General features: G+C 56.3%; 11 protein-coding genes. 10 read left to right on the forward strand and 1 reads right to left on the reverse strand.

All coding sequences use genetic code 11. From position 1 onward, the window contains the following. Window positions 1–274 precede the first annotated feature (274 nt). From J0X19_RS13140 to J0X19_RS13155, 4 genes are all read left to right on the forward strand, one after another. Window positions 275–1,804, forward strand: a complete 1,530-nt coding sequence (locus J0X19_RS13140; protein WP_206984831.1) for a carboxylesterase/lipase family protein — start codon at window positions 275–277, stop codon at window positions 1,802–1,804. Window positions 1,805–2,024: 220 nt separating this feature from the next. Beyond that, window positions 2,025–3,812 (forward strand): DUF885 domain-containing protein, encoded by a 1,788-nt coding sequence (locus J0X19_RS13145; protein WP_206984832.1) that lies wholly within the window; start codon window positions 2,025–2,027, stop codon window positions 3,810–3,812. Window positions 3,813–3,912: 100 nt separating this feature from the next. Further along, on the forward strand, window positions 3,913–4,269 hold the full coding sequence (locus tag J0X19_RS13150) for a thioredoxin family protein (protein WP_206984833.1): 357 nt from the start codon (window positions 3,913–3,915) through the stop codon (window positions 4,267–4,269). Between the two features lie 214 nt (window positions 4,270–4,483). Further along, a complete protein-coding gene (locus J0X19_RS13155) occupies window positions 4,484–5,251 on the forward strand; it encodes a YdcF family protein (protein WP_206984834.1) in 768 nt (255 codons plus the stop codon). A gap of 99 nt (window positions 5,252–5,350) precedes the next feature. Here the strand turns inward: J0X19_RS13155 and J0X19_RS13160 are convergent, their stop codons facing one another. After that, a complete protein-coding gene (locus J0X19_RS13160; RefSeq protein ID WP_206984835.1) occupies window positions 5,351–6,751 on the reverse strand; it encodes an NAD-dependent succinate-semialdehyde dehydrogenase in 1,401 nt (466 codons plus the stop codon). Window positions 6,752–7,112: 361 nt separating this feature from the next. Between J0X19_RS13160 and J0X19_RS13165 the strand changes: the two genes are divergently transcribed. The 6 genes from J0X19_RS13165 to J0X19_RS13190 all read left to right on the forward strand — a co-directional run bounded on the left by J0X19_RS13165 (window position 7,113) and on the right by J0X19_RS13190 (window position 12,790). Then, window positions 7,113–7,673 (forward strand): RNA polymerase sigma factor, encoded by a 561-nt coding sequence (locus tag J0X19_RS13165; RefSeq protein WP_317194772.1) that lies wholly within the window; start codon window positions 7,113–7,115, stop codon window positions 7,671–7,673. 2 nt (window positions 7,674–7,675) lie between these two features. After that, window positions 7,676–8,596 carry an anti-sigma factor gene (locus J0X19_RS13170; RefSeq protein WP_206984836.1) on the forward strand — a complete coding sequence of 307 codons (921 nt, stop codon included), beginning with the start codon at window positions 7,676–7,678 and terminating at the stop codon, window positions 8,594–8,596. A gap of 123 nt (window positions 8,597–8,719) precedes the next feature. Next, complete coding sequence (locus J0X19_RS13175; RefSeq protein WP_317194773.1) at window positions 8,720–9,262, forward strand: rhodanese-like domain-containing protein; 543 nt, start codon at window positions 8,720–8,722, stop codon at window positions 9,260–9,262. A gap of 199 nt (window positions 9,263–9,461) precedes the next feature. Further along, a complete protein-coding gene (locus tag J0X19_RS13180) occupies window positions 9,462–11,090 on the forward strand; it encodes a hypothetical protein (protein WP_206984837.1) in 1,629 nt (542 codons plus the stop codon). Between the two features lie 63 nt (window positions 11,091–11,153). After that, complete coding sequence (locus J0X19_RS13185; protein ID WP_206984838.1) at window positions 11,154–11,789, forward strand: TIGR04282 family arsenosugar biosynthesis glycosyltransferase; 636 nt, start codon at window positions 11,154–11,156, stop codon at window positions 11,787–11,789. Window positions 11,790–11,842: 53 nt separating this feature from the next. Beyond that, window positions 11,843–12,790 carry a hypothetical protein gene (locus J0X19_RS13190; protein ID WP_206984839.1) on the forward strand — a complete coding sequence of 316 codons (948 nt, stop codon included), beginning with the start codon at window positions 11,843–11,845 and terminating at the stop codon, window positions 12,788–12,790. Window positions 12,791–12,841: the final 51 nt, after the last annotated feature.

Below are 12,841 nucleotides of genomic sequence, written 5' to 3' on the forward strand. Positions count from 1 at the left end.
AGCTCGAGGCCCATTTTTTAGCCTTTATTCACCTGGCCGCAACCGTCCTCTGGCTGCGCGACTGTTAACACCTCCTAATTCTTTCGCTCCAGCACCAACCGTTTTGCTCTGCCACAGTTTCAAGAACGATGTAGAGACGCGACACTACGCGGCTCATCGTCTGCGTCGTTTGGGTTAAACAACCTCAGCAACGCCGAGACGCGAAGTGTCGCGTCTCTACATCGTTTGTGTACTCATTTTACAAACTTGGTTTATGCCTTGCCTGACAACCTACTTGAGAAAATACGCACTGCTCCTGGTTCTGGTAGAGTTTCTCGCGCCTGTTGCCGCGCAAAGCCAGCCAACAGCCGTACCAGTGGTGAAAACCAAGCAGGGCCAAATCCAGGGAGTGCAAGAAGGGAATCTACATGTGTTTCGGGGAATCCCATACGCGCAGCCACCAATCGGAAAACTGCGTTTCCAACCCCCGCAGCCCGTCCGCAAGCACGCGGGCGTAGTGCCGGCCGTGGCATTTGGCAACAAAGCGGTGCAGGCGGGTGGTCCAACCGGCGTGCAAGGCTCCGAAGACTGTTTGTACCTGAATGTGTGGGCTCCTACGGCAGCAGCTCGGCGGCCCCGGCCGGTGGTGGTGTGGGTGCACGGCGGCGCCTTCACCGGCGGCTCGGGCCAAGACAACGATGCTTGGACTTTTGCCGCGCAGGATACCATTGTGGCCGTCAGCATCAACTACCGCCTGGGTAGCTTGGGTTTCTTGCAGCTGGGCTCCCAACTCGGACGCAAATACCAACGCGCCGGCAATGCGGGCCTGCTCGATGCAGTAGCGGCTCTGCGTTGGGTGCAGCAGAATATTGCCGCTTTCGGCGGCGACCCGCATCGGGTGACGGTGATGGGCGAGTCGGCGGGGGCGAAGCTGGTGGGTGGGCTGCTGGCCGCGCCGGCCACGCAGGGGCTGTTTCAGCAGGTGATTCTGGAAAGCGGTGCCGTGCAAGCCGTGCGCGACACGGCCACGGCCGCCGCTGTTACGCGCCAACTGCAACACACCCTGCACCGGCCCAACGCCCGCGCCCTGCTTGCCCTGCCCGCCGACAGCCTTGTGCGGGCGCAGGCGCAGTTTGCCAGCGGCGCCGGGGGCTTGCAGGTGTTCGGGCCGGTGCAGGATGGGCTGACTATTTCAACGCCGCCGCTGGATTACCTGCGTGAGCGGCAGCCACCGTTGCGGGTATTGCTGGGCACCAATCTGGAAGAAGCCCGCCTGTTCAGTGGCCCCGGCTCGGTGCTGCACCAGCCCAACGAGGCCGCGTTGCAAGCGGTATTCGGCGCGAAAAACAGCCCCTACGTGTGGCAGGCCTACCAGCAGCGCCGCCAGCAGCAGCCCGACCTCGACGCCTGGAACAGCGTGCTCACCGATTACCTCTACCGCCTGGCCACCTACCGCCTGGCCAATCAGCTAGCCGCCCAGGGCGGGCCCACCTGGCTCTACCGCTTCGATTACGCCGATGCCACCACCCAGCCCTGGCACGCGCAGGAGCTGAACTTCGTGTGGAACGCCCCGGCCGGCAGCTCAGCTGCAAGTACTGCTACACGGGCCGTACCGCTGGCTTCCAAGGCTTCCAACCCCGCGCTGGCCGCCACTATGCACGCATATTGGGCGCAGTTCATCAAAACCGGCACGCCCGGCCCGGCGTGGCCGGCTTACACCCCGGAGCAGCGCAAGGTGATGCTGTTCAAGGCCAACAGCCAGCCCGAGCCTATTCCCACGCCCTATGAAGATCCCACTTTTCCGGTGCAGGGGTACAAGCGGTAGTCGTGCCGGAAACTTCACCCCACTGCCTTGGAAAGAGAGAAGAAGCAGTTAGTCATATAATTACCTGTTCGCCTTCTTCTGGTTGACTGATAGTTTAATCGTCAGGCTCCCCCTCTCTTTGGGAGAGGGGGCCGGGGGGTGAGGCGCCCACCAGAACGATAAGCATACAAAACCCTGTAGCTGCGCGCTACCTTGCCGGCCAATCCTCGTACTGCCTTCCATGCCCCAATCTTTACTCGCGAAATTCCTGCTGGCAGCCACTGCCTTCACTGGCCTTGCCTACCTGAGCAGCTGCAACAGCGGCCCCGAAACTGCCAAAACCACCGTGGATGCCGACACCGCCGATGCCAGCTTCGAGCGGTACAAAGCGCGCTTCATCGACTCCTTGTGGTACTACAACCCCGAGTGGGCCAGCAGCCAGGGCTACCACCGTTACGATTCGCTGCTGGTGATACCCACTGCTACCCGCCGCCTCGGCGACACCAAGGCCCTGAAACGGCGCAGCAAGGAACTAGCCACGTTCAAGCCCACCGACCTGTCGGCCAGCAACCAAACCGATTGGCAGCTGATGCACAACTACCTGCAAGCCGGGCGCTGGCAGCTGGATACCTTGCGCGAGTGGGAGTGGAACCCGGCCAGCTACAACCTGGGCGGGGCGGTGGCCGAAATCCTGAACGGCCGCTACTGGCCGCTGGACCGGCGCTTACGAGCCATCAGCCACAAGATTTCCCGCTCCTCTGAATATTACGCCGCCGCTGAAAGCAGCATCAAGCAACCCACCCGGGAGCATACCGAGCTGGCCATCCAGCAAAACCAGGGCGGCTTAGCGGTGTTCGGGAAGGCCTTGCAGGATTCCATTGCCAAATCGGGTTTGACGGCGCGGGAAAAAGAGGACTTCCAAAACCGCCTCGACAACACCCGCCTCAGCATAGAAGACTACTTGCGCTTCCTGAAAACCGAGGTGCTGCCGGCCGGTACTTTCCGCAGCTTCCGCCTCGGTAAAGCCCTCTTCGACCAAAAGTTCAACTACGAAATCCAGTCCTCCTACACCGCCGACCAGGTGTACGCCAAGGCCCAAACGCACCGGGCAGAACTGCTGCGCGACATGAAAAAACGGGCTGCGCGGCTGTACCCGAAGTATTTCGCTGGTCAGCCACTGCCTGCCGATTCTTTGGCCGCAGTGAAGCAGGTTATCGGTAAGCTCTCGGAGAAGCACGCCACGCAGGCCGGCTTCGTAGACGCGGTAAAAGCGCAGATTCCGGTGCTGGTAAAGTTTGTGAACAATAAAAAACTGCTCATCCAGGACCCCAGCAAGCCGCTGGTGGTGCGCGAAACGCCGCTGTATATGCGCGGCAGTGGCGCGGGCGCCAGCATATCGGCCCCCGGCCCTTATGATAAAGCCGCCAATACCTACTACAACGTGGAGCCGCTCACCGGGCAGCCGGCCGCCCAGGCGGAAAGCTACCTGCGCGAGTACAACAATTACACCCTGCAAATCCTCAACATTCATGAGGCCATTCCGGGGCACTACACGCAACTGGTGTACGCCAACCGCAGCCCCTCGCTCATCAAGGCCATCTTTGGCAACGGGGCCATGATTGAAGGTTGGGCCGTGTACGCCGAGCGCATGATGCTGGAAAACGGCTACGACGGGGGCTCCGACGAAATCTGGCTGATGTGGGACAAGTGGAACATGCGCGTAACCCTGAACGCCATCCTCGACCACGAAGTGCACGTCAACAACATCAGTGAGGCGGCGGCCAAGGCCCTGTTGTTGCAGGATGGGTTTCAGGAAGAGGCCGAGGCCCGCAACAAGTGGCGCCGCGCCACCCTCAGCCAGGTGCAGCTCAGCAGCTACTTCAGCGGCTACACCGACATCTACGCCCTGCGCGAGGAGTTAAAGCAAACCCAAAGCAAAGAATTCGACCTCAAGGCGTTCCACGAGCAGTTTTTGAGCTACGGCAGCGCCCCGGTACGCGCCATCCGAACGCTCATGCTGAAAAAGTAGCGAGCCAAGCCAGGGTTAGTTGAAAAAACCGGATGGAATGGGAATTTCCGAGGTATTTTTGTTGTCTAAGCCCGGAAATTCTCTCCTTTATTGACTTTTTATGAAAGAAGTTGACCGTCAGCGCGTACACGACACCAACGACGAAGGACTACGTCGGTTGACGCACGAGCACCTGAAGGTATTCGCCAAATTCACCTCGGCCAGCTGCACCACCTGCGAGCTGCTGGCGCCCCCTTTCGCCCGCCACGCCGACGACGAGGAGTTTAGCTCCATTTTGTTTTTGCGGTTGAATGCCGACGAAAACCCGGTGGCCAAGAAAATTATGCAGGAAAAAGTGGCCCCGTTTTTCGTGTCGTACTGCCAGGGCCAATTGCTGGAGTGCGACATGCTTACCACCGAGCAGCAGGTACTGGCCATGCTGCAACGCCTGCGTGAGTTTCAGCCGCAAACAGCCTGATAAGCGCAGCGGCGGCCCAAAGACGTGCAAGCCTGGCTGGTGGGTAATAAGCTGCTGCCGAGGTGCTGCTGGCTCAGTGAAAAGCAGTTTGCTGCTTGATACCAGTTGAATGGTTGAATAAGAAAAGCCGGTTGTCGGTGGTTATCTGCCCGACAACCGGCTTTTCGTTTTAATCTTGCGCTCTGAACCGGCTTCCGGCCCTTACGCTGCATCTGTGTTTTTTCTGCTTTCCAAGCTCCTCGACGTAGCCTTGCAGCCGGCTCTCTGGCTGGTGCTGCTGCTAACCGCCGCCCTGCTGACGCGCCGCCCGGCGCGGCGCCGGCGCCTGCTGCAAGCCACCCTGCTGCTGGTGCTGCTGGGTACCAACGGAGCCCTCAGCAACGAGGCGCTGCTGGCCTGGGAGCTGCCGCCCGTGCCGCTGCGCCAGCTGCCGCCCCGCGCCGACGTGGCCGTGCTGCTCACCGGCATCACCAGCGTCAGCAAGTCGCCGCACGACCGGGTGTACCTGCACGAAGGCGCCGACCGGCTTACGAATGCGCTGTGGCTGTGGCGGGCCGGGCGGGTGCGCTACATTCTGGTTTCGGGCGGCTCGGGCGCCATGCTTGAAAAAGCCCACACCGAAGCCGCCGACCTCGTCACGCTGCTGCGCCTGGCCGGCGTTCCTGATTCGGTGCTCCTCAAGGAGGACCGCAGCCGCAACACCCACGAAAACGCCCTGTTCACCCGGCAAATCCTGGCCCAGCGCCCCGAATTGGATACGCTGATTCTGGTGACTTCGGCTTTCCATCAGCGCCGCGCCCTGGGCTGCTTCGCCAAGGTAGGGTTGCATCCGCAGCCTTTCCCGGCCGGCTACCTCACCACCGACCGCGCCGCCACCCCCGACTACTGGCTTATCCCCAGCGTTGATTCCCTGAGCCGCTGGAGCCAGCTCCTGCACGAAATAGCCGGCTACCTCACGTACAAGGCGCTGGGGTACTTGTGAGTAGTGAAATTGTGAAGTGGTGAGTTTGATGTTCAATTGGCGCAAGTGGCGCGGCTAACACATCAAACTCACCACTTCACAATTTCACTATTTCACCACTCACTCCACTTTTTTCTTCGCCGCGGGCTTCTCTTCTTTAGCTATCCAGATGGACTTCTGATTCACGAACTCCCGAATGCCCAGGTACGACAGCTCCCGCCCGTAGCCCGATTTCTTCACGCCCCCGAACGGCATTTCCGGCGACGACTTCACCATGCTGTTCACGAATACGGCACCGGCCTCTACGCGCCGCGCCAGCTCCTCGCCGCGCTTTACGTTCTTTGTCCAGACGGAGCCGCCCAGCCCGAAGCGCGAATCGTTGGCGAGCTGCACGGCGTGGTCGGCGTCTTTGGCTTCCAATAGCAGCGCCACCGGCCCAAATAGTTCTTCGTGATAGGCCCGTTGGGTGGGCTTGATGTTGCTCAGAATCATGGGTCGGAAGAGGGCGGTGCCGGGTGCGCTCTGGCCGCCGTGCAGCTCCACCTTCGCGCCCTGCGCCACCGAGTCGTTTACCTGTTTGGTTAGCTCGTCGGCAAGGTCGGGGCGGGCCAGGGGGCCGTATTGGGTGGTTTCGTTGAGCGGGTCGCCAGTCTGGAAAGCCAGCAGGTGGGTTTTCAGCTTCGCAATGAATTCCTTGAGCACCGGCTTTTCCACAATGAAGCGCTTGGCAGCAATGCAGCTCTGCCCGGCATTAATCATGCGGGCCTGGGCGGCGGTTTTGGCCGCCACCTCTAAGTCAGCGTCGGCCAGCACGATAAACGCATCGGAACCGCCCAGCTCCAGCACGGTTTTTTTGATCTGGCGGCCGGCAGTGGCGGCTACGGCGCTGCCCGCACCTTCCGAGCCCGTGAGGGTCACGGCGCGTACCCGGTCGTCCTCCAGTATCTTCTCAATTAGCTCGTTTTCAATGAGCAAGGTTCGGAAGGCAGCGGGTGGGAAGCCGGCATCATGAAAAATCTGCTCCAGGGCTAATGCGCACTGCGGCACGTTGGAAGCGTGCTTGAGCAAGCCCACGTTGCCAGCCATCAGGGCTGGGGCGGCAAAGCGCACCACTTGCCACAGCGGGAAGTTCCAGGGCATAATGGCCAGCACGATGCCAATGGGCTCGTGGCTGATAAAGCTGCGCTGCGCCTCCGTTGGAATCAGGTCGTCGGCCAGAAATTCTTCGGCGTGGTCGGCGTAGTAGTCGCAGCATAGAGCGCATTTCACGGCTTCGGCCCGGCCATCTACAATGGGTTTGCCCATTTCCAGGGCCATCAGGCGGGCTAGTTCGTCTTGCCGTTCGCGCAGTAAGTTGGCGGCGCGGTGCATCAGGCCGGCCCGGTGGGTGAAGGTGGTTGTGCGCCACTCGACAGCGGCCCGGTGGGCCTGCCCGATAATTCGCTCGGTTTGCACCCAACCGAACGCGCGAAACCGGCGCTCTACGCGGCCAGTGTAGGGATTTATGGAAGCTATAGGCATGGGAGGGAAAATGATGGGATGAAGGGATGATTGGATGAGTGCATGCGTAGGCATACGGCGCTACCTGCTGGTCGTTAGCTGGCAATAGCGCGGTATACCTGTTTGGGCGACAGTTGCTGCCGCGCGGCCTGCAGCCGTGAACTCACAGCAGAAGCACAGTCTGCCTTTCACGCAGCCCAGCATCCGTGCACCCATTCAATCATTCATTGAAACATACCGCGAAACGTAGCCGTAGCATGCAGGTTGCAGAGGTTACAGTTGATTTCGTTGTTCCGCTTTCGAAAACAAATGCGTTAGAAGTGTACTTTCGTTCGGCGAAGGGCCTCGTTTCACTGCCCGTTGCTTTATATTCCTGCTACTCGTGAATGTAATCCCCCCAGAAGCCATCCCATCCCTCTCCGATGAGGATTTGCTGGTGCAGCGCCTGCGCGACCGGGACGAATCGGCCATGACGCTGTTCTACGACCGGTATTCCGCGGCGTTGTACGGCGTAATCATGCGCATCGTCAAGAAAGAAGAAGAGGCCGAAGACGTACTCCAGGAGAGTATGGTCAAAATATGGAACTCTTTCCACTCGTATGATGCTGGAAAGGGACGCCTCTTTACTTGGGTAATGAATGTATCCCGGAATTTAGCAATTGATAAAATCCGGTCTCGACAATACCGCGTAGGTAGTCGTACCCAACCGCTTGAGGACAGCGCCGCAGTACGTGAAGCCGCATCGCCCACGTTCCGGCCCGAGCACATCGGCTTGCAGGAAATGACCAAACAACTCAACCCCGACCAGCAGCAGGTCGTCGATATGCTGTACTTCGGAGGCTACACGCAGAGTGAAGTCGCCGAGGAATTGGATCTGCCTCTCGGCACGGTAAAAACCCGTGCACGAGCCGCTATTAAGGTACTTTCTAAACTGATTCGGTAGCCGTGGACACTCAGCAATACATCGAATCAGGCGTTTTGGAAGAATATGCCTTGGGCATATTGCCGGAAGCGGAGCGCGCCGAAGTGGAGCGCCTGGCTTCCATCCATCCCGACATTCGTCACGAACTCGACGCCATCATCATGGGCCTGGATGCCTATGCCGAGGCGCACTCGCTAACGCCGCCCCCCGCCATGCGCGACCGGGTGCTTAATGGCTGGCAGCAGGCTATTCGGAACCAAGGTTCCAAAGAAAATGCAATTCCGGTAGTACCTATGGCCGCTGCGCCAACCGTTGGTCCGGCAACCGCAGCCACGCCGCCGGCAACGCCAACTGCCACCGAGCCGATAGTGCGGTCTATCAACAGTGCTCCAGAACCCATACGGGAAGCGCCGGCCCGCAGCTACGGTTGGCTGATGGCGGCTTCGGTGGCCTTGCTACTTAGCTTGGGCGGCAACTATGTGCTGTATAACCGCTGGCAAAACACGCAGTCGGAGTTGTTTGCAGTGCAGCGGGAGCAAGCCCAGTTTGCTACAGTTCAGCAGGCTTCGCAGAAGCAGCTGGAAACACAACGGGGAGAGCTGGCCGTGTTGCGCGACGAGCAATTCCGGCACGTAACCTTGGCTGGCACGCCTGCCGCACCATCGGCTAAGGCCCGCGTGCTGTATAACCCGGCCACTCGTGCCGTGTATGTGGATGTGCGCAGCCTGCCCGCGCCACCCGCTGGCAAGCAGTACCAGCTGTGGGCCCTCGACAACGGCAAGCCGGTGGATGCCGGGGTACTGGCCGCTTCTACAGCAGCCGGAGAAGGCCTTCAGCAAATGAAAGATATTGCCAGCGCGCAGGCCTTTGCCATGACGGTGGAAGACGCCGGGGGCAGCCCTACGCCCACATTATCTACCATGACCGTAGTCGGCAATATCTAACCTGCATATCACTGAGAAGCGAGGGGTAAGGAAGGCAACTTTCTTATCCCTCGTTTTCTTTTAAATTGGCTTCTTGCTGCTATTGTGGTACCAGAGGCCACTAGCAAATCAACACGAATACGCGTGAAATACAGAACTCCAATAGCGTGGGGCCGGCGTGCAAAAATGGCTTTGCTGGCCTTCCTGACGTTGCCCGCCTGTGGCCAGGATAAGCCTGCGAATACCAGCAGCTACGACCGGTTGCTCCAGACGCTTTACCGCAATACCGTGCCGGTAGTGCAGCCCGCTCAGCTGGCCGCCTCCCTCACCCAGAAGCCCGGCTCCGTGCTCTTGCTTGATACCCGCACCGCCGCCGAGTACCGCGTCAGTCACCTGCGCGGGGCACAGTTCGTGGATTTCGATTCGTATGAGAAGAACACTTTCGCCAACTTGCCGCACGACCGGCCGGTGGTGGTGTACTGCTCGGTGGGGTACCGCAGTGAGCGGGTAGGAGAGCGGCTGAAGGCGCTAGGATTTCAAGATGTGCGCAACCTCTACGGCGGTATTTTTCAGTGGGTAAACGAAAGCCGCCCCGTGTACAACGAAGCCGGACTAACCACCGATATTCATCCCTATTCTGCGCTATGGAGCACTTGGCTGAATAAGGGTAGAAAAGTGTATAAGTGAAATAGTGTATTCTCTAATCCAACTTTTCTCGTTAAACGATACTTAATTTGCTATTACTGCTAGGTTAGTTTTATAATATCACAAATTTTTTGTTTGTAAGTAATGGATATAATCAAGGTGTTCTACTGTTGTATTTCTGTAAGTAATATATTAGTATAATAAATTTATTCGATGTGTTAATTTAAATAATACATATACTATGGGTAAAATAAATAAGATAAAAATAACATTAGTTTGGGTGTTGCCGGCTGTGTTATTAATAGCAACATGGGTAATATATGGCTGCTACTACGAATCGAACGATGATGTTGCCATAAGCCAAGTTATACGAGGTGAAACAGCTATAGCGCCTGTATACTCTCTTCACCTGTATTTTCATGGGTTTTCCGCTATATTAGCTTCTCTCTATCAGATAATGCCTTCTTTTCCTTGGTATGGAATCCTGCTGTATCTATTGCTTTATAGCAGTTTAATATTAGTCCACCAGATTTTATATGAAGCATTAGAGTATAAAATGTCTCTGACGCATCTCTGTTTATGCTTAGTTTTGTTATATTGGTTTACTTGGCAAGAAACTGCGTTGCTCATGAATTATACCCGCATCCCAATTTTATTATCTGGAGTGGGGATATTATATGCAACAAAACAAAGGACATGTTTACGGTCATTCAGTATAGGAGTAGCTGTGGCTTTTCTAGGCTGGTGTATACGTCCAAGTACTGCATTGCTTGGTTTGTTGGTTGCTGCTCCAGGCGCTTGGTGGTTAGCTAGGTATAAGGCCCTGCTGCCAGTAATAGGAACTGGTGTTTTGATGCTAACTGCAATATGGGTTTTATCGGTTACGTATTCGCCTGAAGAAAATAGATACCGACATATCGATATCGGTAATGCCTACTACTTAGACTATGGTTTATACCAGCATAAGCGAAATACGACCGAAGATAACCTAGGGATAAAATCGGTAGACAATTGGGCTTTTGGAGACTCAACTGTGGTAAATGAAAAATTATTTAATGAAAAATTTTACTTCGATAAATATCTATTCTTGCGGCAAACGGCTCCTGACAAAGTAATAAGTTCGTATCGTCTGCTGCGAAGGTATTGCCTGCATCTAGTTTTGTTTCCCGTTATAGTGAGTATATTGGTTTTTACGAGGATTGATGCAAAAGCAAAAGAATTTTTACTGACTCAAGTAGGATTTGCTTTGTTGTTACTGTCGTTGTCTGCAGTTTTTAAATTGCCTTTGCGGTTAGCATCACCTCTGTGTAGTCTCTGGGTTTTATGCGTCTTGCTTTATATAGTTAATTATAGTCCTTGGTTATTCAAATTAAAGAGTGTGTGGCAATGGGGACTGTGTATTGCCGTGTTGTCATATGCTCCCGTAGTGTGGCAGCAAAGCAGAGAATATCGTCAAAAAAGATTGGAGAATGAAGCTTATTTGCGTCAAGTATATTTGGTGGCTAAACACCGCACATTGGTTAGTGGTGGGATAGAGCGGGCATACCAATATTTATCCCCTTTCAGCACTTATGAGCTATCAGATTTACCTGTACTTACCTTGATGGGATGGTTAACGCTGGAACCGTCTTTATCTGATTTACGCCAACATATGACAGGTACTCGGGATTTTGAAAATAGTATACTCAGACTAGCCAACAAGCCTAATACGCTTTGGATAATGCATGAGCCATTTGCTTCATTTATAGAGTCTTACACGCAGATGCATCGGCCAACAGCCAAAAACGCTCTTTCCCTTGAATTGAAACGCTCCTTGTCAACTAACCCTCAGTTTGCTAAAGTATACTCTGGGAAGGTGATTAATAAGTAGCATTAATACAGTATCTACTCAGTTCAAAAGGAAGTTCTCCTGTATTGTTCTTATCGTTGTAGAATGGTATCATCCCGCTCAGATATATTAACCGAACACCTGCTCATCTTCGCTCGGCATCCGGAACTAGGACGGGTGAAGACCCGGCTAGCGGCGGGCATTGGGGCGGCGGCGGCGCTGGCTGTGTATCAGGAGCTGTTGCAGCACACCTACAACGTCACCGTTGGGGTGGCCGCGCACAAGACTGTGTGGCTAGCCGAAGCACCTGTTGCGCTTGGTACGTTGCCCACAGTGTGGGATGCGTATGAGCAGCAACTCCAGTTTCCGGGTGACTTAGGCCTGAAAATGCAGATGGCTTTTTCCCACGCTTTTTCGCACGGCGCCAAAACGGCCATCATCATCGGTACCGACTGCCCCGGCCTGACGGAAGCGTTGCTAACGGAAGCTTACGCTGCCCTGACGACGCACGATGTAGTGATAGGTGCGGCTGAAGATGGTGGTTATTACTTGTTGGGAATGAATGAGTTATACCAGGATTTATTTGTCAATAAAAGCTGGAGTACCGACTCCGTACTAGCGCACACGCTGGATGATGCTGCCCGACTTGGGTTGCGGGTAGCCCAACTGCCAACCCTGCGCGACGTAGACGATGCAGCCGATTTGGCGGCTTGGCGCGCAGCCTCAAGCAACCCCAATTGAAACAGGTCTGCTTGGTTTCAGCGTACTTTGGCGCTGTACTCCAACTTTCCACTATGCGTTATTCTATTCGGCATTGGCCGCTGGGTTTGGGTTTGGCAGTAAGCCTGAGCGTTGGGGGAGGGTGCTCGTCGCCGGAGCCCGCTCAGGTGGCGGATAAGCCCACTACGGCCCCCCCGCGAGGCGAGGAATTGCCTAACGCGTTGCGCCGGCTGGCACCCGAGTTCAACCCCCAGTGGGCCATGGACACGCTCTGGGAAGATGGGCTGGCAGAAGTGGCGGTGTACAATGCCGAGCGGGTTATCTACGACGAAGTGCGGCAGTTCGAGTACGTGCAGCTAACGGTGAAGGAGGAGTTCAACCAGCAGTACAAGGTGAAAACCGATGACTACCAGCGGCCCGACCTGTTTCCGGTGATGAAAGTCAACCAGTTCTGCCGGATTCCGACTGATCAGTACCCGTATCATTTCCTGACCTCCCTGTTCTTTCGGCGCGAAAACCCGGTAGGCCTGTATAAGCTCACTACTTCGTCGCAGGAATGGTGCGGTAATACCTTCAAGGCTTTTCAGGACGACGGCTTGCAATACATGCAAACCTACAACTCGTACTGGGACGGGCAGGGCGTAGGCCGCCGCCGCTTGCGCCGTGACGTATTGTTCGAGGATGCTTTGCCTTACACGCTCCGCAGTTTGCGCTTCGACACGCTACCCACGTTCAAGGCCGCCATTTGTGAGTTGCAGCAAACCAGCAAGGCTGGCTCGCCAGTTTACTACAACGCAGAAATACAAGTACGGGAAGCACCCGCCCCCGACACACCCGAGCCGGCCTGGCTGGTGCGCGTGCAGCTGGAGCCAAAGAAAGTCAGCACGTACTGGTTTGCCCGCAAATACCCCAACGTGCTACTGCGGCAGGACACCTGGGACGGCCGCAAGCTGACCCTAAAGAAGGTCAGCCGCTACGCCTACTGGACGCACCCCGCCCCGGACAGTACGCAAGCTAAGTAGCAGTTGAAACGGCGCGCTTCAATTAATTGCCGGGCTAACCAGCCAGCTAAA

Source organism: Hymenobacter telluris (assembly GCF_017313265.1).
GTDB classification, from domain to species: Bacteria; Bacteroidota; Bacteroidia; order Cytophagales; family Hymenobacteraceae; genus Hymenobacter; species Hymenobacter telluris.